Source organism: Actinomyces sp. HMT 175, from assembly GCF_016694895.1.
In the GTDB taxonomy this organism is placed as follows: domain Bacteria; phylum Actinomycetota; class Actinomycetes; order Actinomycetales; family Actinomycetaceae; genus Actinomyces; species Actinomyces oris.
Map to the genome: position 1 here is coordinate 399,145 of NZ_CP068012.1, position 21,054 is coordinate 420,198.

Here is a 21,054-nt window from a genome sequence, read left to right on the forward strand (position 1 = left end):
GGGCGGCACGTTCGAGCCGTTCGTCTCGCGCGCTGCCGCCCCGGTGGGAGCTCTCTGGTGCCCGCCCACGCAGGCGGTTGCCGGTCGCACCTCGAGGTAGTTATGACCAAGGCACTGAAAAAGTTCTTCCCAGTATTTGCAGGGCCAACCCTGTTGGCCTTCATGATCGCGTTCATCGTCCCCTTCTTCATGGGGCTCTATCTCTCCTTCACCAAGTTCAGCACCCTCACCAATGCGCGGTTCGTGGGCACTGACAACTACGCCAGGGCCCTGGGGGAGCGCAGCGACTTCCCGCAGGCTCTCCTCTTCACCGCCGTTGTCTCGATCATCTCGATCATCACGGTGAACCTGGGGGCCTTCGCCCTGGCCTACTTCCTGACCCGCAAGCTGCGCGGCACCAACTTCTTCCGTGCCGTCTTCTTCATGCCCAACCTCATCGGCGGCATCGTCCTGGGCTACACCTGGCAGGTGATGCTCAATGCGCTCCTGCAGCGCTGGGGCCAGACGATCGTCAACGACTGGCGACTGGGGCTGGCCGGACTGGTCATGCTCGTCAACTGGCAGCTCATGGGCTACATGATGGTCATCTACATCGCCGGTCTGCAGAATGTGCCGCCCGAGCTCATCGAGGCCTCGCAGATCGACGGCGCCAGCAGGTGGCAGACGCTGCGCAACGTGACGCTGCCGATGATTATGCCCTCGATCACCATCTGCCTGTTCCTCACTCTGGCCAACACCTTCAAGATGTACGACCAGAACCTCGCCCTGACCAACGGTGCGCCCGCTAAGCAGACTCAGATGGCCGCGCTCAGCATCGTCAACACGATGTACAAGAAGATCGGCCAGGAGGGCGTCGCCCAGGCCGAGGCCGTCATCTTCTTCCTCATCGTCGCCGCCATCGCGCTCATCCAGCTGAGCGCCACTCGTTCCAAGGAGGTCGACGCGTGAGCACCGCCGTCAAGACTCAGTCCCCCGCTTCAGCCGCCCCTGCCGGTCAGAAGGTCGCTCCGCAGACGACGGGGCAGAAGACACTCGTGGGGCTGCTGGCCGTCCTGGCCTTCGTGTGGGTCATCCCGCTGGCCTTCATCGTCATCAACTCCTTCAAGGGCAAGTTCTACATCTCCGACAGCCCCTTCGCCCTGCCGACGGCGAAGACCTTCGCCGGCCTGGACAACTACGCCACCGGCCTGGCCCTGTCGGGCTTCGCCAGCGCCATGGGCTGGTCGCTGTTCATCACCGTGGGCTCCGTCGTCGTCATCGTGTTCCTCACGGCGATGACCGCCTACTACATCACCCGCATCAAGACGTGGTGGACCTCCATGATCTACTACGCCTTCGCCTTCTCCATGATCGCTCCCTTCCAGATGGTCATGTTCCCCACCGTCAAGGTGGCCGACCAGCTCGGCCTGGCCACTCCCTGGGGCATGATCGTCCTCTACCTCGGTTTCGGTGGGGGGCTGTCGGTGTTCCTGTTCGCCGGCTTCATCAAGTCGATCCCCATGGAGATCGAGGAGGCCGCCTACATGGACGGCTGCTCGCCCCTGCAGACCTACTTCAAGGTGGTCATGCCGCTGCTCAAGCCGACGGCGGTCACGGTGGCGATCCTCAACGCCATGTGGGTGTGGAACGACTTCCTCCTGCCCAACCTCGTCATCGGCCAGGACGAGCGCTACAAGACGGTCCCGATCGTCATCCAGTCCCTCGTCGGCTCCAACGGCAACCGGGACATGGGCGCCCAGATGGCCATGCTCGTCTTCGCCATCGTCCCGATCGTCGCCTTCTACCTCTTCGGTCAGAAGCACATCATCGAGGGTGTGGCCGCGGGGGCGGTCAAGGGCTGATCCCCTCATACCTGCTCTGATACGGGCGGTTCTCAAGGCCCCACTTCCGGCCTGGAGAACCGCCCGTATCATGTCCACCTGTTACTGCCCGAGTCCCCACGAAGGAGCCCCTGTGGCGCTGTTCCCCGGCCCTGACAGCCCGGCCTACCGGGCCTGGTCCGCAGCGGCGGATGTTGTCATCCTCAACGTCCTCACCCTGGCGGGCTGCCTGCCGGTGGTGACGGCGGGCGCCTCCCTGACGGCCTGCGCCCGGGTGGCCGGTGAGATGGTGGCCGACGACGATCCGGCGGTCATGAGCACCTGGTGGCGCTCCTTCCGTCTCAACCTGCGCCAGTCCCTGGCCTGGTGGCTGCCGGTACTCGTCCTGGTGGCCCTGAGTGCCTGGGAGTACCTGCTCCTGTCCGACTCCTCCCTGGAGGAGAACAACGGCGGAGTAAGCGGTTCACTGTCCGGGCTGGTGCTGGCCGGGGGAGTGCTCCTGGCCGCGATCCTCGTCTGGCTGCTGCCGCTGGCCGCCTTCTTCGACGCCCCGGTCTCCCGACACTTGTCCAATGCGCTTCGTCTCGCGGTGGGGCGTCTCGGAGTCACCGTGCTCGCTCTGGTGATCGTGGCGGCGCCCGCGATCGTCTTCTGGGGGCTGGCGGCCTCGCGGGCCGCGGTCACCTGGTTCATGGTTCTGATCGGGCCGGCTTTCCAGGCCTATCTCATCGCCCTGCTGCAGCGCTCCACCATGGTGGCGCTCCGCGGTGCTTCGACGTCGGAGTCCTGAATGATGCGAGCGCGCTCCCGGTGAGTGCGGCGTCATCACGCAGCGTCATGGCCCCGGAATCATTCGATTCCGGGGCCATGCGTCTGGGGGAGCTCGTCAGAACCCCTGGCCGGGCTGGCCCGGCTGGTTGGCGTAAGGCGGCTGGTAGGGCTGAGCCTGCTGGTAGGGCTGTGACGTTGGTTGGCTCGGCTGGTAGGGCTCGGTGTAGCCGGGCTGGTAGGGCTGCGGCGTCGGCTGGCCCGGCTGGTAGGGCTGGGCAGTGGGGTCGGTGTAGCCGGGCTGGTAGAGCTGTTGGCCTGGCTGACCCAGTTGGTAGGGCTGCGGCGTTGGTTGGCCCGGCTGGTAGGGCTGGGCAGCGGGCTCGGCATAGGCGGGCTGGTAGAGCTGTTGGCCTGGCTGACCCGGCTGGTAGGGCTGGGCAGCGGGCTCGGCATAGGCGGGCTGGAAGGGCTGTTGCATCGGCTGGCCGAAGGGTGCCTGGTTGGGGTCGTAGACCTGAGCGGCAGCCGCGTAGGCAACGAGCTGGGACTGCTTCTTCTTCCTCTGGTTCATGACAAGCACGCCCACAACACCGCCCACGATGGCCACGGCAAGCGAACCGATCAGGCTCCAGATCCACACGGGAGTGGAGCTGCTGTCCTCCTCTGCCGCAGCGCCCTGCGAGCTGCCTGCCGCTGCGCTCTTGGGGGGCTCGTCCTTCCCCTTGACCTCATGCTTGTCGTTGTCCTTGAAGGAGACCTTGGTGCCCTCGACCGTGCCGCCGTCGGCCTCGGTGACCTTACCCGGGAAGGTGACCGACTGAGAGATCTCGGTGACGTCCTCGTCGCTGATGCTGTCGAAATTCAGCGTCTGAACGATGTACTCGTCGCCCTCGTGCTTGATGTTCTTCGAGGATGTGGAGATGGAGTCGGTCCCCTCCATCGTGCATGTGCGGGTGCCGTCCTTCTCCACGAACTTCACCTTGAAGTCATCGTAGGGCGAGTCCTTGACGGTGGATGAGTCCTTATTGCACATGCTCTTGCTGAGCGCCGGGATGGAGCCGCTCTCCGACATCGTGAGCTTCACGGAGAACGTGTTGTCCTCCTTAATGACGATGTCGCTGGAAATGCGGAAGTCCGTGTCGTCATCAGCCGTGGGGAGGGAGGACGCCGGAGCGCCGATCAGAGCCAGGACGGCGAATACGGTCAGGGCGACGAGGCCCGCCAGCGCAGGGTGCCGTGTGGAGCTGTGGTGGACGGTGACATGAGGCATGTCCCCACCGTATCGCCTCCTGTTTCTGTTGGTGGGGGACACCGGTGGGGACCTCTCCACCCGGCTCCGGTAGGCTAGAGGACGGTGTGTCCACCGGCACGCCGTCACTGAAGTCAGGGAGCAGCCATGCCAGCCGTTGTCGTCGTCGGGACCCAGTGGGGAGACGAGGGAAAGGGCAAGGCGACTGACCAGCTTGGTCAGGACGTCGACTACGTCGTGAAGTTCAACGGCGGCAACAACGCCGGACACACTGTCGTCATCGACGGTGAGAAGTTCGCCTTCCACCTCCTGCCGGCCGGTGTGCTCACTCCCGGGGTCACCCCCATCATCGGTAACGGCGTCGTCGTCGACCTGGAGGTCCTTTTCAACGAGATCGCTGAGATCACCTCCCGTGGCAAGGACGCCTCCAGCCTCCTCATCAGCGCCAACGCCCACATCATCCCCTCCTACAACCGGGTTCTGGACCGCACCACCGAGCGCTTCCTGGGCGCGCGTCAGCTGGGCACCACCGGCCGTGGGATCGGACCCACCTACGCGGACAAGATGAACCGCGTGGGCATCCGCGTCCAGGACCTCTTCGACGAGTCGATCCTGCGTCAGAAGGTGCACTCCGCTCTGGACCAGAAGAACAGCCTCTTCCTCAAGGTCTTCAACCGGGCCGCCATCGATGCCGACGCCGTCGCCGACGAGCTGCTGTCGTACGCGGATCGGGTCCGGCCCATGGTCGTCGACTGCTCCCTGGTGCTCAACCACGCCCTCGATCAGGGCAAGACCGTCCTGTTCGAGGCCGGCCAGGCCACGATGCTCGACATCGACCACGGCACCTACCCCTTCGTCACCTCCTCCAACCCCACTGCCGGCGGCGCCTGCACGGGGACCGGTGTGGGGCCCACCCGGATCGACTCGGTCGTCGGTGTCGTCAAGGCCTACACGACCCGTGTGGGGGAAGGGCCCTTCCCCACTGAGCTGCTTGACGACATGGGGGAGCGCCTTCGCACCGAGGGCGGTGAGTACGGGGTCACCACCGGCAGGCCGCGGCGCTGCGGCTGGCACGACGCCGTCGTCACCCGCTACGCGGCACGCGTCAACGGGCTGACCGACCTGGTGATGACCAAGCTCGACGTCCTCACTGGGCACGAGACCATTCCGGTGTGCGTCGCCTACGACATCGACGGCACCGTCACCCAGGAGATGCCGCTGACCCAGTCCGGCTTCCACCACGCCGTCCCCGTCTACGAGGAGCTGCCCGGCTGGAGTGAGGACATCAGCGAGGTCCGCCGCTTCGCCGACCTGCCTCAGGCGGCCCAGGACTACGTGCTGCGCATTGAGGAGCTGGCCCGCTGCCGTATCTCCGCCATCGGCGTCGGGCCGGGTCGAGAGGCCACGATCTCTCGTCACTCGCTCATCGGGTGACGTGAGGGCGCGGCGTCAGCGATAGCGGCTGCTCGACAGCGCCGCGCCCAGGACGTGGGGCGGAGCCTTCCGGGAGCGTGCCCACCGTGGGCCGGCCGTGGTGCTGCCAGCATGATGACCATTGTGAGGCGTGCTGGGGCAGCCCGGGAGCGATGGCCCTTTCCAGGTCCGATCCTTCTCCAATGTCCTCGTCGTGGGCTGCGTCGATCCGGACCTGCTGTCAGGGAACCATTATGCGAGCGGATTGACGCCTACCCGAGTCTGAGTCTCAGTAACCGCCGTAGCCGTGATGGTTCGGTGGAAAGTGCGGAGCGGGGGCCGGTCCCTGCGACTGCGGCGGCTGATACTGCTGAGGGGCCGGTGAGTAGCCGGGTTGGGCGGGAGGTGGGCCTGCCTGTGCTTGAGAGGGGAAGGCGGCTGGGTGGGAAGTGGGCATAAGAGTGCTTGCCTGAAGCGACTGCTGCCCCAGCGCATCCAGGTACTTCTTCTCCCGGCTCTTCTTGAGCGTGTTGCTGACGATAGCGACAACTCCTCCGACCACAGCAATCACAATGAGTGTGACGACGATAGCTCCCTTTCCGCCCGATGACTGCGACGAGGACGTAGAACCGGGGGTGGCCGTTGAACTGGATGAGGGTGCGGAGCTGGATGCGGGCGTCGAACTGGGCGAGGGTGTCGAACTGGGCTGAGACGCCGCCTGGGCGGTGTCCTTGCCGCGGGCCTTCTGATTGTAGAAGCTGCTGAAGGAGACCTTGTTCTGTTGATCTCCCTCGATCTTCCCTCCTCCGGATTCCGTCACCTTACCGGGGAAGACGACTGTGAGGGAGAAGGTGTCGGCGCTGCCGTCCTTGGGTGCGGAGTCATCATGGGTGTCGACGACGTACTCGTCTCCGTCATGGGTCACGTAGTTATTCCTGGATACGGGGGTGGTGTACGTGGCCTTGCAGGTCGGAGTCCCGTTGTCGGTGGTGAACGTAATGTCGGGTGGGGTAGCGGCCTGTGAGAACGTCTCTTGGACGCAGTCCTCCTTCAGGCTCTTTTCTCTGGAGGCTGGTGACGTGATCGTGATGGTGGTCGTCAACTCTTCATCGGACTTGATGGCGAGCTCGAAGTTGATTTTCTCCTGGCTCGTCAGCTGTGCAGGTAGCGCGGCGCTGGTGGGGCTTGCCGCCACCGCCAGCAAGAGCGAGGCGGCCAGACAGAGCATCCCGACGAGACTCGTCGCGGGGTTGTGTCTCAGGGCGAGATAACGCATGTACAGCCTTCGAATGGTGCGGGTCGGGTGACTGCAAGGCGGTGCGGAGGACGTCGCCACTCGGTGCGACGAGCTCCGCACCGCCGTCGGAGCTCAGCCCCAGCTGGAGGGCGGGGGCGCTGACGGGTAGCCAGGGGGAGGCGGTACGGCCCCCGGAGGCATCGTGCCGTCCGGTCCGGGCTGGTTGTCACCCTGGGCGACGAAGCCGGAGGGGGACGGAGGCATGGCGCCGGGAGCCTGCATCTGGCCAGGAGCGTAGGGCTGCTGCTGCGGTGCGTATCCCGGGGCGCTGACCGCGTAGGCCTGCTGCTGCGCCGTTTTCTTGCGCTTGAGGAACCAGAAGAGGCCGCCGCCGATCGCTCCGACCACCACAACCCCCACGATCACCCATACCCAGGGGAAGGCGGGAGTGTCCTTGCCGCTGACGCGGTACCTTCCCGGCTCGGTGAAGGTCACCGTGTTCCCGCTGACCTTGCCGCCGTCGGCATCCGTGACCTGGCCCGGGAACGTGACGGAGAGCCTGTACTCACTGTCGAGTCCGGAAGAAGAGGAGGGAAGGTTGCCCTTCTTGGTGTCGAGGACGTACTCGTCGTCCTTGTGCTCGATGAAGCCATCGACCTCGGAGATGTCGATCGACTTGCCTGAGAGTGTGCAGGTGGGGAAGCCGTCGCGCTCGGAGTAGGAGGCCTTCAGGTCTTTGAACGGCCCTCCGCCGTCAGAAGAGTCGCAACCATCCTTCAAGTTCCGCTTGGCGGACGAGGACTTGCTCTTGACTTGCCCGACGACGGTCATGTTGTAGGTGTCATCCTGGTTGATGACGATCCGCACGGAAATCGAGGGGTCGGAATCGTCACTCGCGGCGGAGGTGACGGCGTGACTTGGAGGGATCAGGAGTGTCAGAGACAAGAGAAACGCCAGAAAGACGGGCATTCCCACGGAGCGGTGTTTGGGGACGGTCACGGCCATAGTTCTCACCCTAGTTGGTTGGTGTTGATGGGATCTCCGCATGGGGAGTGAAGGCGCGGAGAAAGATGTTGTGGCCCCGGGATCGTCAGATCTGAGGGCCACAACAACGGGAGGGGTAAATGGGGTCAGTAGGAGCCTTGCCCAGGAGCGCCGTAGCCGGTCTGCTGGCCGGGCTGGGCCTGGGGGGCGCCGTAGCCCGCCTGCTGGTCGGGAGCGCCATAGCCGGGCTGGGCCTGGGGGGCGCCGTAGCCCGCCTGCTGGCCGGGCTGAGCCGGGAAGGCCTGGTTCGGGTCATAGCCCTGGACGGGCGTTCCGTAAGGAGTCTGGGGCTTGTTCTTCTTGCTGCGGATGACGAGGAAGGCGACCAGGCCGCCGATCAGTGCCAGGGCGCCGACTCCCACGATGATCCACACCCACATGGGGATGGAGCCGTCTCCGCCCTTCACGGTGTGGGACTTGATGTCAGTAAAGGTGACCTTGTTGCCATCGACCTTGCCGCCGTCGGCCTCTGTGACCTTTCCAGGGAAGGTGATGGACTGGGTGACGTCGAGCTGGTCCATGTCACCGATTGCCTCGTCGGTGCCGATCTTGACGACGTACTCGCTGCCCTGATGCTTAATTGTGCCGTCGCTGTCCTTGATGGAAGCGGAGCCTTCAATCGTGCAGATAGTCGAGTCGCCATCTTCCTTGAACGTGGCCTTGGCGTTCTTGGAGTTCTTGCCGAACTGCGTCTGCGAGAAATCGTCGACTTTACAGTTGTCTTCGCTGAAGATGCCGAAACCGCTGTTGTCGGTCATCACCGCTTTCACGGAGTAGGTGTCGTCGGACTTGATGACGATGTCTGAGGTGATCTTCAGACCGGGGTTTGAGGAGTCGTCGTCCATGGGGGCGGCGTGTCCCGGGGTGCCGAGCAGCGCGAGGGGTGCGGACAGAGTGAGCACCGCAAGAGCCGTCAAGACGGACAGGGGCCTAGGGATGCGATGGGCGATGGCAGGTGTCATGCCTACACAGTAGCGGGTCGGATGCCAGGTTGTAACCGGATCGTCATGGGTATCGTTCCCCGGGGGCTGTTACTGGAACTGCTGCGGCGGCGGCCAGGTGCCGTGCTGCTGTGGCGGCCAGGTGCTGTGCTGCTGGGGCGCCTGCGTGGGGGAGGGTGGGTAGGAGCCGTTGGCGGTGCTGGAGGGGGAGTAGAGCGGTGACGGCTGTCCCGGGTGCTGGTGGTTCGGTTGAGGTGCAACTGGTTGCCCGGGGTACTGCTGAGGAACCGGCTGACCGAGGTGGGATGACTGCGGTTCAGGACCCGGGACGGGGATGGCCTGCATGGCGGCACCCGGAGCGCCCTGCCCGCTTCGCTGACGACGTCGCACAACGACAGCCATCGCGATGAGCCCGATGACCACGAGCGAGCCGACGCCTTCGATGATCCACGGCAACACCTTGCTGGTCGTCGTTTCCGAGGCGGGACGGTCCTTGCCCTTGACGATCCGGCCCTTGAAGTCCGTGAAGGAGACGGTGTTCTTCTCCTCCCCCTCGACCTTTCCGCCTTGGCTCTGGGTCACCTCTCCGGGGAACGTGGCGGCATAGAACAGCTGCAGCTCCGGGGACGGCGTCTTGCGTCTGTCCATGCTGCTGGTGTCGATGGCGTACTCGTCGTTCTCGTGCCTGATCGTCCCGTTGGTCTCAGAAATCTTCCCCTTCGTCGCGATGGTGCAGACTCGTTTGTCCTTCCCGTCAACGAATGTCGTCTCAGCGTGGGAAAAGATGTTCGGTTCCACGAGGAAGTAGTTCAGCGTGCAGCTGTTCTTAGTGATGGGAGGAATCAGGCTGTAGTTCGTCTGATCGGTGATGACGAAGGACGCCTCAAAGGTGTCATCGCTCTTGACGGTGACTTTCATGTCGATGGTGATGATGAGCTTATTGTCCTCTCCAAGGAGCGGCACCGCGTGAGCAGGAGGGGAGGCCACGGCCATAGCGGCGATGAAAGCGAGAACGGCCAACGCAGCCAGTACGGCGTGGACTCTCCTGATAACAACGGCACAGCTCATGGCGCCACCCTATTCGTTGCCTCGGTTCCCCGGCGGCTGTTCGAACGGCAGTACTACTCACCCTGATACGGCGGATAGTACTGCCCGTTCTGACCTCCGCCGCCGGTGAGCTCCTGCGGCGGCCGGAAGTCGGCCTGACTGTGCCCTTCCTGGTAGGGCATCTGGGTGTAGCCCGGTCCGGGCGACTGGGGTCCCCCCTGCTGGGCGCCATAGGTGCTGAAGACGCCGGCGCCTCCAGGGGACTGAGGCGGAGGGAGAACGCTGGTGTCCTGGCCCGGGTCGACGTAGGGGGCGTAGCCGTCGCGAAGGTTGGTGACGGGATAGGGGTGGGTCGATCCCGGCATCGGCTGCAGGGGGCTCGGGGGAGACTGGTACGGGCCGCCGGTATAGACCTCCGGAGGCATAGTGCTGGTCGCCTCGGCCCCCTGAAAGGCTTGACCATAGACCTGGCCGTAGGGCTGACCGTAGGGCGGTGCCGGAGCCAGCTGCTTGGCCCGACGAGTCTTGAGGAGATACACCACGACGCCGACAACGATGAGGAGGACGACGGCGACGGCCGTCGCGATCATCCACCACTGCAGATGGAACGTGCCGTCCCCGCCCTCGGCGTGGAGAGCCTCAGAGCTCTCCATCACGTTGTCCCAGGTGACCTTGTTGTCGTCATTCCTCCCGTTGGACTTCGTCACCTCTTCGGGAAAGGTCACCGATACTGAGATCTTCATTCCTCCCGAGGTGCCCGGGGAGGTGGGGAGGGAGTCGTCCTTGCCGAGCTTGCTCAGTGCCTCGGGGGACAGGTCGAAGACGTACTTCCCGCCCTGGTGCTTGATCGTCCAGATGTCGGTCTGCAAGTTGTTGAGTGGAACCGACTTGGCTGTGACCTGGCATGCCGGCTGGCCGTTGTGGGACGTGAAGGTGTAGTTCGCCTTGACGCCCTTGGGCAGGGGGGTGGACTTCTCGAGCTTCGCCTGGGTGCAGCTCTCCCTGCTGATGAGTGACAGCCCCGATGAGTCCCACATGACGTAGGACAGGTCGGCGGTCTCGTTGTCATGAATGACGAAGTCGTAGTGAGCCCCGCATCCGGTCAGCAGCAGTGCGAGGCCGGTCAGTACCGCCACGGTCACTCGTCGCCTGACAGTGCGGGAGTCATGATTCATGTGTCGAGTCTAATTCGGTGCTGTGACAACGTGGAAACGTGGAATAGTCGGAATGCTCAGTGTCGCCCCGACGCCGCCTTGCGGGGTGCGCGTTCGCTGCTGCGCCGTCGTAGGACGGCCACTGTCAGGATGCCGCCGAGCAGGGCCAGCCCCGCGGTCAGCCAGATGCGGGAACGAGTCCACCATGACACCCCCCGGGAGTCCTGGGCGTAGCCCGAGGCGCTCACGCCCTTGGCCACCGTGTCCGGGTCGTCCCAGGTGACCGTGGTGCCCGACACCTTCCCCCCGCCTGACTGCGTCACCGCGCCGGGAAAGGTGACGGAGACCTTGGTGTCGACCAGGCCCTTGAAGGACGTGCTGCTCGGCTGGGCTCCGCCTGGGCTACCCGAGTCGCCCGACGGCGCGGCAGGGGCCTGAGATGCGCTGCCCTGCGCGCCTGCGGCCCCGTTGGCGTCCTGGGAGGGGTCGGAGGGGAAGGGCTGGATCGTCACCTTGTAGACCTCGCCGTCGTGTACGACGATCGTGTTCGGCTCGGCCTGTGAGGCCTGGGGGACCTTGACCCCGCTGATGCTGACCTGGCAGCCGATTCCGTCGTCGCCGGTGATCGGGGTGGCCTTGACCGTGGTGCCCTCGGGCACGCCCAGGGCCGTGGGGTCGGAGTAGGTCGAGCAGTCGGGGGTCTTTCCCTGCGGGAAGACGGTTCCGGTCGTATCGCGCATCTCCAGGGCGACGTCGTAGCTGCCCTGAGAGCGGATGGTCATGTCCATGTGGGCGGTGCAGGCCGACAGCGCCAGGCAGGCGGTGGTCGCCACGACGGCCGGTCGAAGCGCCCGGAGTGCCGGCGGTCGGGGCAGGGTGCGTGACAAGAAGCTCGTGGAACGGGACGCGGAGGACGGCGCGACGGACATGCGGGCACGCTACACGCTCGCACTGGACCTTCACTGAGGGCGGAACGATGCCGTTTCAAAGGCGGTAAAAGCCGCCATCCTCCCAAATGTGGCCTATCGCATGCCGGTCTGGGCGGGGAGAGACGTCCAGTTGGGACCTTCGGCGATGTGACCTGGGGCGCCCGGTGGGGGAGGATTGCTCTCGACCGAGCGAGTCGGCAACGGCGCGCTCACCGGATCAACATACCCAAGGAAGGGACTCGCATGACTGTGTCTGAGAAGGACGTCCGCGCCGCCGCGCCGGCTAACGCCCCTGAGGATGTCATCGAATTCGTCACACGCATCGCCGAGCTGGCCAAGCCCGAGAACGTCTACTTCGCGGACGGTTCACAGGAGGAGTGGGACCGCCTCACCACCGAGATGGTGGAGTCCGGCGTGTTCACGCGCCTCAACCCCGACAAGCGCCCCAACTCCTTCCTCGCGCGCTCCCTGCCCAGCGACGTCGCCCGTGTGGAGTCCAGGACCTTCATCTGCTCCGAGAAGGAGGAGGACGCCGGCCCGACCAACAACTGGTACGACCCGGCCGAGATGAAGAAGATCCTCCACGAGAAGTTCGACGGTGCCATGCGCGGCCGGACCCTCTACGTGATCCCCTTCTCCATGGGTCCGCTGGGCGGCCCCATCTCCCAGCTCGGCATCGAGCTGACCGACTCCCCCTACGTGGTGGTCAACATGCGGATCATGACCCGCATGGGTGCGGCCGCCATGGACCTCATCGCTGAGGGCCGCCCCTGGGTCCCGGCCGTCCACTCCGTCGGCGCCCCGCTGGCCGAGCACGAGAAGGACACCACCTGGCCCTGCAACGACGAGAAGTACATCACCCACTTCCCGGAGACCAACGAGATCTGGTCCTTCGGCTCCGGCTACGGCGGCAACGCCCTGCTGGGCAAGAAGTGCTACGCACTGCGCATCGCCTCGACCATGGCCCGCCGCGACGGCTGGATGGCCGAGCACATGCTCATCCTGCGTCTGACCGACGAGAAGAGCGGCAAGCAGTACCACGTCACCGCCGCCTTCCCGAGCGCCTGCGGCAAGACCAACCTCGCCATGCTCCAGCCCACCATCCCGGGCTACAAGGTCGAGACCGTCGGTGACGACATCGCCTGGATGCGCCCCGGCCCCGACGGCCGCCTGCGCGCCATCAACCCCGAGGCCGGCTTCTTCGGCGTCGCCCCCGGCACCTCCTACGACACCAACCCCATGGCCATGGACACCATGAAGGCCAACACCATCTTCACCAACGTCGCCCTGACCGACGACGGTGACGTGTGGTGGGAGGGCATCGACGCCCCGATGCCGGAGCACCTCATCGACTGGCAGGGCAACGACTTCACCCCGGCCGACGCCGCCGAGGGCAAGAAGGCCGCTCACCCCAACAGCCGCTTCACCACCCCGGCCTCGCAGTGCCCGATCATCTGCCCCGACTGGGAGGCCCCCGAGGGCGTGGCCATCGACGCCATCCTCTTCGGCGGTCGCCGCGCCACCAACGTGCCGCTGGTCGCCGAGCAGTACGAGAACGCCCACGGCGTGTTCATCGGCTCCGCCGTGGCCTCTGAGGTCACCGCCGCCGCCCTGGACGCCAAGGTCGGCTCCCTGCGCCACGACCCCATGGCCATGCTGCCCTTCTGCGGCTACCACATGGCCGACTACTGGTCGCACTGGCTGGAGATGCAGGAGAAGCTGGGCGACAAGTTCCCCAAGGTCTACCAGGTCAACTGGTTCCGCAAGGACGAGAACGGCAAGTTCATCTGGCCCGGCTACGGCGACAACTCCCGCGTGCTCGACTGGATCGTGCGCCGCGCCTCCGGCGAGGTTGAGGCCGTCGACGGCGTCACCGGCCGCTACCCCAAGTTCGAGGACTTCAACCTCGAGGGCCTCGACCTGGGCGAGGAGGAGTGGGCCAAGATGTACGACATCGACCCCGAGGCCTGGGCCGCCGAGATGGACGACACCGAGGAGTACTACAAGCAGTTCGGTGACAAGCTGCCCGAGGCCATCAAGGAGCAGCTCGCCAAGTTCCGTGCGCGCATCGATGAGGCCAAGAAGGCCTGATCTCAGCTGAGGTCCTTCCCTGAGGAAGACTGAGACGGGGGCTCCGACCGGTTCGCCGGTCGGAGCCCCCGCTCGTTGCTGCTGTTGCCGCCCTCGCCGCCGGCTCTGCCTTGAGTCTCGCCTTGAGTAGGCCTGTTCCACGAGGGTCGGGATCTACTGGCCAAGGGTTGTGCGTACTGCACGAAGGCCCCACCTACCCCCAGTACTCCCAACTCTCGTCCAGTAGCACCCCATCCTCGTGCAGTGCGTCCAGACGACGCCGGCAGCCACCACAGTGACCAAGGCACCTCTCCGGCAGGGAGAATCAGCAGCTCTCCCATCTGGCAGACACACTCACCGGTGTCTTGAGATGTCATGACATCCGAAATTCTCAGAAGTCATGAGACAGCACATGAGCGCCGGGGGCAGTCCTCGAATCGTGTGGCGCGTCCACGCGGGACGACGTCGCAGATGGGATGGTGAACGGTGCCCATCGGAGAACGCGAATCGGCGCCGCGGCCGCTACTACAGTGACGAAGGGCCGATGGTGGGGGCGTGGATTGCTCTCCCATCGTGCCTGCGACCTGCAGCGGCGTGGAAGGTGCGGAGCATGAAATGGCAGGACAACGACCTCGGTGGCGGTCGGGGGAACCTGTTCGACGAAACGCTCGGGAAGTCGATGCGGTGGTGGGCCACGGAGACGTCTGATGGGCGCCTGCTCCTACGGCGCTCGGCAATGATCCGCTGCTGTGCGCTGCTGGCGCTCGCGGTGGGGGTGCCCGGCGTGGTCTACAACGCGCTGCCGCTGATGAGCCCCTACATCACCGAGTATGAAGCCAATGACGCCATGATCTGGGCGATCATGTTCGGCATTCCGGTGGTCTGGGCGATCAATACCCTGCGGCGTCGGACGGTGCTGAGCCAGGACGGCATCGCCATGCGCCGCCTGCTGTTCACCGAGCGGCGCCCCTGGGCGTCGGTGGGCTCGAGGTTCACGCTGTCGACGCTCAACCTGACTGACGGGCCGTCGTCGTACGGCGGATTCATTGAGCGGACTCGGATCGCCATCGAGAATGGCGACGACGACGATGCCATCCGGCTTCCCGGATGCGTCATCGGGATGACATGGGGGAGCTCTGAGGACCGCGCCGCTGCGGCTGTGGGGGACCTGCAGTACTACATCTACGCGCGGGGGTGGGGTATCTCGGAGCACGCTGTCAGCGAGGACCCTCATCTCGTGGCGGCCCGGGGCCGGCATGGCGCAGAGAAGATGCTGCAGCGCAGCCGCCTGGTGTTCTGCACCCCGCTCTGGCGCAGAATCAAGGAGCACCTGTCCAACGGCGGGCTCTTCCTCATCGGCATGGGGGTGCTGTTCCTGGTGATCGGTGGTCAGCAGCTGTTCTTCGAGACCAAGCCGCTCAGCGGTTCGGATATCGCTTTCGCGGTGTTCTGTCTTCTGCTCGGACCGGTGACCATGGCGTATCCGCTCTACAAGATCTACGAGTGCTTCCGGCGGGTCGTCGTGGACGAGCAGGGGATTCGCGTGGGAAGACGCTCGTGCGTCTGGCCGGAGTCCCGCTCCGGACTGTTCGTTGCGGGGGACCGGATCTTCGTCGTCTATGGCAATGGGAAGCACCTGGCCCTGGATGGCGCCGGTGTCACGTGGGGGAGCTTTCAGCGCCGGCAGGAGCAGCTGGTCGCCAGGTGTGAGGCGATCTGGCTCTGGGGGGTCGCCCGTGGCGCGACCCGGGAGACCGGCCGTTACGTTCCCCTCGCGGATGAAGGCATGCAGGAGGAGCGCGAGACCCTCGAACGCGGGATCGGCTTAGCGGTTCCTCGTCGGAGATAGCGGTACTCGGAGCAGGGATCGAGCGTCAGTTGACGTGAATCGAGCAAGGACTGTCAGAGACGGGTCGGAGTGCCAACCGGGTAGGGCGTTACCGTTACTGGCACGTTGATGTACTCGGCAGCTGAAAACGCATGACGCCGTGTGTACAACCTGATGTTGTGCAGGGGATGATGTTGACTCAAAATGACTGTTTCTATAAATGTCTTAGAGTAGAATGAGCGTCATGTCGCGGGATGCCCAAAAGGTAAGGTGAGGGTTTCTTTGAATCTGCGATGCAGATGGCTGGGGTGATTCTCAAGAGCATGAGGGCTATGCGATTCGTTAGAATTGATCGAAGTGGAGGATGGAGTGCTCCAAAGGGGAAGTAAATTTGGTCGTTCTGAAGTTTTTGACTCGGGTCCAAAAGTAACTCAGCTGCTGGTAGCTGAAGCTATCTCCGCACTAGCAATTGCTGCATTGTTTTTTTTGGTAAACTATCTCGTTCTAAAATTCCGTCACGCATCTAATTCGGATCCATTAGATCTATTTCTGGAAGGTGTTTCTAGCGCATCATTTAGGGAAGGGGTTCTGGGATTGGAGGGTGTTCTAGTTTCATTTGCTGTTGCTCTAGCGGCATTTACCTGGATGGAGCGACGGCGTCCAGGCGATCCTAATCGAGTGAGGATCTGGCTTAAGCAAGTTGTGACCGATGCGAAGCGAGAAGATATCTGCTTCATTTCGGCGATGCTGCTAGTGATGTTGTTCGGCGCGTCGGCGTGCGCGTATTTTTTAAGTGTGGCAAGTTCTTGGTGGATGCGGTATTATGTGGGTGGAGATATTTTCATATCCCTTATTCTATTTGTGGTGTCTGGCTTGCTGGCGGCGCTTCTCGGGCTGATGCAGACAAGCAGTAATGGAACTTACTTGGGTTACGCAAGAGCTTCTCGAAAACTCGTTCTAATGGCCGGGTATGTGTTTCGGCAGGCTGACGATTGTGGTTTACTGTCGTTGACCGAAAGAGGGTTACGGTCGAGAGCCAATAAGAAGTTGATGAAATTTTCTTTGCTGGCGGCCTTGTCGGTCTGCGTTATATGGTTTCCCTACGTATTTTATCGTGGGGGTAGAGGGTTGCTGCTCTTAATTCCGTGCACCCTGGCTTTCTTTGTCTTCCTTATGTGTTGCGTGTTTCTGAATGTAATGTTCTCCTTTATTGGCGCTGTTGCCTTGTCTGATGGGCGACGGTTTAGGTATGACTACAATCTATGTTTGTTTTGTTCTGCTGTTGTTTCTTCGGGGGTTCTGGGGGTCTTCGTGTTGCTGACCTATCGAACGGGCGGGGCCGACCGTGGCACCGGCAGTGGTGGCGATTGGTGGGTGGATGTGATTGTCTTTGTTCTCAGCATATGGTGGATGACTTACTCAGTGCTCTATTTTGGGGTGGGCCTTAAGGTCTGGGGTCTAGATGATATAGGGTTGCTGTTCCTTCAGGAATTTCGTGATGGTGCAGTAAGGAGGTATGTTTACTTTAACGACGCGATGTCTGCTATCTCAAACGAGGCTAGGCGCGACGTGCTTGCAGAGATCGTTCCTGCGGACTGGTATCTATATCCCTGTGGCAACGACTCTCGATTTGATGGATTGCGCGTTGGTTGGCGTGCTTGGCGTGGGAGAGTGGGCCTGGCTTCGCTTTCTGAGATTGATCCGGATATTCCGTCTGTTAATTTGCGTGCTTTTGTAGAAGACGCGTTTAAAGTTGATGTGGGCGCCGTAAATTGTGATGCTGCTGCTGACTTAAAATTGTCTTGCGCAGGAAAGCGGGTGGTTGATTTCTGGCATTATCGAAGTTTTTTGCAGATTTGATGGACGTTGTTAGTGGAGTTTGCGCTTGAATCACGTTAGTGAGAAATCGGGTGTTCGTGATTAATGTTATCTGAGAGGAGGGGCTGCCTGGCTAAGTATCTATCGAGTTGCGGCCAGGGCCCGGTGGCGCCAGATCAGCAGGATGGTGGCAAGGATCCAGCAGACCGCCCCGGCGGCCAGGCCGGCGACGAGGGGCACCGCGAACTTGCCGAACGTGATGGTGGGGCCCACGAGGATCGCGTCGGTGTCATCCAGTCCCTCGCATGAGACCCGGTAGTCTCCCGACTTGTCGGCTTTGAAGGTGAGAACCGAGTTGAAGTCGCCGTCGTTGTTGGAGATGGTCATCCCGCCGTTGGGGGAGGTGGGGACCTCCTTGCCGCCAGGGTCCACGACCGTGCAGCTGTTGACGGCGGCGGCGTTCGATACGTACAGGGCACGTTCGTCATTGCTGCTCAGGGTGACCTGCTGTCCGTTGGTGACGACGTCACCACTGGTGGCGATGCTGGCGACGGTGATGACCGACCCGATGCCCCAGATGGCCAGTCCCATCAATGGGCCGATGACGAACAGAATGATCGCCACGACCAGTTTTCCGACGTGGTTCTGGCGGGGGCGCTGCTGCCCGTAAGGAGGCACGGCCTGATACTGGGGCTGGTACGGCGGCTGGTACGGGGGCTGATTCTGGGGAGCTGACATCGGACCGTCTTCTGGGGGTGCTTGAACTGCCGTTGTAGCGTAGCAAGTCAGGTATTCGGTGACGCGACCTGTTTCGGAGCCTCAGCCGGCGGTTCCTTCGGTGAAGGAGACTCCGCGCTCTTCGGCAGCGCGGAGCAATCGCTTGTCGCGTGTCCACAGGCGGGCGCCAGAGACCAGCGTGACGGAGCCGAGCAGGTGCGCATCGACTGGGCTGAGTCCCCGGCCCCACAGCGCATGGGCTGCGACCAGAGTCAGTAGCTCGTCATGTGAGAGGACCGGGAACTGGCGGAGGTGCGCTAAGTGCTTGAGAACGTCATCTCTGGCCCTGAGTGACCCCATCGCCAGCTCCTCCGCCACGAGTGGATGGGAACCGATCTCGTCCTCGTGCAGCAGGCTGACGAGTACTGGGTCCGAGTGGTGGAAGTGATCGATCCATACCGAGGTGTCGACAAGGATCACTGGCTGGCGCTCCGACGTCGTGGAGCGGCGCTTGCCGTCCGATCAGAGCCGCCGAGAGCCGCAAGGCGGCGTGCGCTCTCCACTCTGACCAGGGTCTCCAGGCCGGCCCGCAGCAGCTCGGTGCGCTCAGTGATGCCTGTGAGCTCTTGCGCGTTGGCAATGAGGTCATCACTGAGTGTCACGGTGGTTCGCACGGTACCTCCTGCACCAGAATCATCATCAGGTGATGCAGATTCTAGTGTGGTTCAAATGTGATGGCCAGCCTTCGGTGTCGCGACCGGGACGACCAGACCCGCACGGTGCGCGCTTCCTGCTCACCACCTTCTGATCCTCACGCACTAGTCGGGCGGGGCCACTGGTGGTCCCGCCCGACTGTGTCCGGGAAGCGACGGCGCTGAGAGAAATGTGAAGGCAGAAGGAAGCACCCTCATGGCCGGACCCGGCCCACGTTACTCCGCCTGCTGGCTCTCGGCGCCCCCGTTCACGTCGGAGAGCTCCTCCACCGCGGCCTCTGCGGGGCCCAGCAGCGCCAGGATCCGCTCGGTCTGCCACGGCAGGATCCCGCCCTCGCCGAAGACCACCTGGGCCTCATCGGGGTCCTTGACGACGTCGTCGGCCAGGAGCCCCAGCAGGTGCGCCAGCGGCATGCGTCGGCCCTTCAACAGGTCAAGCAGGTGGGCCAGGACCCGGTTGCTGCTGCGATCCAGGTTCGCCACCTGGTGCTCGCCCACCCCCACGGGCAGGTCCCACCAGATGAGGCGGCGCTCAGCGAGGTCGATGACGAAGGGCGTCGCGTTGAACGTGGGGGAGACCAGGTCGAGGCGCTGCATGACGGTGGAGGCCTCGAAGACCTCCCCGCTCTGCGGGTCCGCGCCGCGGGCCATCGCCCCCGCCCAGCACTCGGGCACCTCACTGAGCTGGTGGTGGGAGAAGGAGTGGACCGTCATGACGACGTAGCGCCACCCCTGCCGCAGCGCCTCGGCCAGGGTGACGTCGATGAACTCGGCCGCCCCATCGGGCGCCGAGGTGAGGTCGCCGGAGTGCACGGCCGCCGTCGAGCGCAGGTTGTAGTAGGCGATCTGCTCGCTGCGCGTGAAGTCCTCGGAGACGAAGAAGGCCGACAGGTCCAGATCCACCCGGGTACCCCTGTCCTCGGCGGCAGCAGGTCTGGCAGGCCCCGAGGCCTCGGCTGGGTTCTCGGGCAGGTCGCGCCAGTGCAGGAAGAAGCGGATCGTCTCGCCCTCGGGCAGCGGCAGTCGGGTGCCGCGCCCGGCCGTGCGCATACCCGGTGAGGCCGATCGCAGTCCCACCGGAGCCGTGTATCCCTCGTACAGCCCCTGGTCGACGGCGATCCGCCCCAAGCGCTTCCGCTGCCGCAGGGCCTCCTCGACGGCGTGAACCACCGCCGCGTCGGCGGGGCCGGGGCGGCGGGTGGAGGGGATGAGCGTCGTCTTGGCGCCCGTGGCCGCCTTGATGGCGACGACGCGCCACGGCAGGGCATCTGGCCCGGGGGAGGAGAAGTACTCCCACAGGCGTACCAGGACCGGCAGGGAGACCTCGGGCGCGACCCGGGCGAACTCGGCGACCACGCGCTCGCGGGCGGCCTCATCGGCGCACAGCCGCAGCAGGTGGTTGAGTCGGCGGGCGAAGACCCCCGGGCGGGCGGACAGCAGACGAAGAGCACCTTCGACGTCGTGGCGCGCCAGGGCCTCCTCCAGGCGGGAGGTGAAACCCGCGTCGACGTCCCCGGAGGCGACCTGGTGCAGGAGCGCGGCGGCGCGCGGGAAGCGGCGCGCGTAGTCGCCGGGGCGCAGGTGGCGGACCAGCCGCTTCCACCGCTCGCAGCGCCGAGCCATCTCCTCGGCCGAGTCCCGGCTGTCCTGGACCTGCCCGACGGCGTCAAGCAGACCCAGCAGACGGCGCCGCTGCGCGCGGGAGAAGGAGGGGAACCGGCACGGCTCGGCCAGGGAGACGTCACCGCCCGCCAGAGCGACCGCCAGGCGCAGCACGTCGGTGACGGTGCGGTAGGAGGCGGAGAAGTCCAGGTCGGGGAAGGTGACGGTGAGGACGGCGAGGTTCTCCTTGACCGCCACGCGCGGCGCTGCCTTGGGACCGAAGTCGCGCAGGGCCGTCAGGTCCGCGCGGTCCTGGGCGCTGAAGGGGGTCGCCTGGGCGGCGAGGTCGGCCACGATCCGCTCCAGGTCCTGCGTCGTGGCCAGGCCCAGCTCGGTCAGGGCCGTGGCGACGCCCGCGTCGGTGCCCCGCTGCGGCGCGGGCTCTGCCTCTTGCGGTGAGGCGGAGCGCGACGGCGCCGGCCCGCCGGCGGAGGGTAGGACATAGACGGCCCCGAGCCGGCGGATCGTCACCGCGTTAAGCTCCGCGGTTGCCTCGGTTTCAGGGGTGCGGTCGGCTGCCGCACCGGGTCCCACCGCGAGCCACCTCCCGGCAGAGGACTGATCGACTTTCACCCGGGCCTCCTGATGCCGTGCTGTCCAGGGACTCCGCGCCCTAGAGGCGACTTGAGTCTACCTGTATT

The 21,054-nt window shown here is 64.3% G+C and carries 18 protein-coding genes; 7 read left to right on the plus strand and 11 right to left on the minus strand.

Going from position 1 to position 21,054, the window contains the following annotated elements; translation table 11 throughout:
* The first annotated feature begins 102 nt into the window (after positions 1–102).
* The 3 genes from JJJ14_RS01705 to JJJ14_RS01715 all read left to right on the plus strand — a co-directional run bounded on the left by JJJ14_RS01705 (position 103) and on the right by JJJ14_RS01715 (position 2,610).
* Complete coding sequence (locus JJJ14_RS01705; RefSeq protein ID WP_003787752.1) at positions 103–948, plus strand: carbohydrate ABC transporter permease; 846 nt, start codon at positions 103–105, stop codon at positions 946–948.
* On the plus strand, positions 945–1,841 hold the full coding sequence (locus tag JJJ14_RS01710) for a carbohydrate ABC transporter permease (protein WP_003787751.1): 897 nt from the start codon (positions 945–947) through the stop codon (positions 1,839–1,841). Before JJJ14_RS01705 ends, JJJ14_RS01710 begins: the two co-directional genes overlap by 4 nt.
* Positions 1,842–1,953: 112 nt before the next feature.
* The gene (locus tag JJJ14_RS01715) at positions 1,954–2,610 is read left to right on the plus strand and encodes a DUF624 domain-containing protein (RefSeq protein WP_201444515.1); all 657 of its coding nucleotides are present in this window, start codon (positions 1,954–1,956) and stop codon (positions 2,608–2,610) included.
* Between the two features lie 96 nt (positions 2,611–2,706).
* Here JJJ14_RS01715 and JJJ14_RS01720 read toward each other — a convergent pair whose 3' ends face one another.
* Complete coding sequence (locus tag JJJ14_RS01720; RefSeq protein ID WP_201444516.1) at positions 2,707–3,861, minus strand: LppM family (lipo)protein; 1,155 nt, start codon at positions 3,859–3,861, stop codon at positions 2,707–2,709.
* A 126-nt stretch (positions 3,862–3,987) separates the two neighbouring features.
* Between JJJ14_RS01720 and JJJ14_RS01725 the strand changes: the two genes are divergently transcribed.
* Complete coding sequence (locus JJJ14_RS01725; RefSeq protein WP_201444517.1) at positions 3,988–5,274, plus strand: adenylosuccinate synthase; 1,287 nt, start codon at positions 3,988–3,990, stop codon at positions 5,272–5,274.
* Positions 5,275–5,542: 268 nt separating this feature from the next.
* On the opposite strand, the gene JJJ14_RS01730 is transcribed toward JJJ14_RS01725, so the two are convergent.
* The 6 genes from JJJ14_RS01730 to JJJ14_RS01755 all read right to left on the minus strand — a co-directional run bounded on the left by JJJ14_RS01730 (position 5,543) and on the right by JJJ14_RS01755 (position 11,605).
* Complete coding sequence (locus JJJ14_RS01730; protein WP_201444518.1) at positions 5,543–6,529, minus strand: hypothetical protein; 987 nt, start codon at positions 6,527–6,529, stop codon at positions 5,543–5,545.
* 93 nt (positions 6,530–6,622) lie between these two features.
* Positions 6,623–7,435, minus strand: a complete 813-nt coding sequence (locus tag JJJ14_RS01735) for an LppM family (lipo)protein (protein ID WP_236592876.1) — start codon at positions 7,433–7,435, stop codon at positions 6,623–6,625.
* Between the two features lie 185 nt (positions 7,436–7,620).
* Positions 7,621–8,496, minus strand: coding sequence for a DUF1720 domain-containing protein (locus JJJ14_RS01740; protein WP_201444519.1), 876 nt, complete (start codon positions 8,494–8,496; stop codon positions 7,621–7,623).
* A 69-nt stretch (positions 8,497–8,565) separates the two neighbouring features.
* Positions 8,566–9,543, minus strand: coding sequence for a hypothetical protein (locus tag JJJ14_RS01745; RefSeq protein ID WP_201444520.1), 978 nt, complete (start codon positions 9,541–9,543; stop codon positions 8,566–8,568).
* Between the two features lie 53 nt (positions 9,544–9,596).
* A complete protein-coding gene (locus JJJ14_RS01750) occupies positions 9,597–10,697 on the minus strand; it encodes an LppM family (lipo)protein (RefSeq protein ID WP_201444521.1) in 1,101 nt (366 codons plus the stop codon).
* A gap of 56 nt (positions 10,698–10,753) precedes the next feature.
* A complete protein-coding gene (locus tag JJJ14_RS01755; protein ID WP_201444522.1) occupies positions 10,754–11,605 on the minus strand; it encodes an LppM family (lipo)protein in 852 nt (283 codons plus the stop codon).
* A 243-nt stretch (positions 11,606–11,848) separates the two neighbouring features.
* Here JJJ14_RS01755 and JJJ14_RS01760 point away from each other — a divergent pair, with 243 nt between their 5' ends.
* From JJJ14_RS01760 to JJJ14_RS01770, 3 genes are all read left to right on the plus strand, one after another.
* Entirely contained in the window at positions 11,849–13,696 is a 1,848-nt protein-coding gene (locus JJJ14_RS01760) for a phosphoenolpyruvate carboxykinase (GTP) (RefSeq protein WP_009747636.1), read from the plus strand.
* 589 nt (positions 13,697–14,285) lie between these two features.
* Positions 14,286–15,524, plus strand: a complete 1,239-nt coding sequence (locus JJJ14_RS01765) for a hypothetical protein (protein ID WP_101558879.1) — start codon at positions 14,286–14,288, stop codon at positions 15,522–15,524.
* Between the two features lie 336 nt (positions 15,525–15,860).
* Positions 15,861–17,363, plus strand: a complete 1,503-nt coding sequence (locus JJJ14_RS01770) for a hypothetical protein (protein ID WP_201444523.1) — start codon at positions 15,861–15,863, stop codon at positions 17,361–17,363.
* A gap of 99 nt (positions 17,364–17,462) precedes the next feature.
* Here JJJ14_RS01770 and JJJ14_RS01775 read toward each other — a convergent pair whose 3' ends face one another.
* From JJJ14_RS01775 to JJJ14_RS01790, 4 genes are all read right to left on the minus strand, one after another.
* On the minus strand, positions 17,463–17,999 hold the full coding sequence (locus JJJ14_RS01775) for a hypothetical protein (protein WP_236592877.1): 537 nt from the start codon (positions 17,997–17,999) through the stop codon (positions 17,463–17,465).
* Positions 18,000–18,140: 141 nt separating this feature from the next.
* Positions 18,141–18,518, minus strand: coding sequence for a type II toxin-antitoxin system VapC family toxin (locus tag JJJ14_RS01780; protein WP_201444525.1), 378 nt, complete (start codon positions 18,516–18,518; stop codon positions 18,141–18,143).
* Positions 18,515–18,712 carry a type II toxin-antitoxin system VapB family antitoxin gene (locus JJJ14_RS01785; RefSeq protein ID WP_003787711.1) on the minus strand — a complete coding sequence of 66 codons (198 nt, stop codon included), beginning with the start codon at positions 18,710–18,712 and terminating at the stop codon, positions 18,515–18,517. The genes JJJ14_RS01780 and JJJ14_RS01785 overlap by 4 nt, the downstream gene beginning before the upstream one ends.
* A 255-nt stretch (positions 18,713–18,967) precedes the next feature.
* Positions 18,968–20,986 (minus strand): hypothetical protein, encoded by a 2,019-nt coding sequence (locus JJJ14_RS01790; protein ID WP_236592878.1) that lies wholly within the window; start codon positions 20,984–20,986, stop codon positions 18,968–18,970.
* Positions 20,987–21,054: the final 68 nt, after the last annotated feature.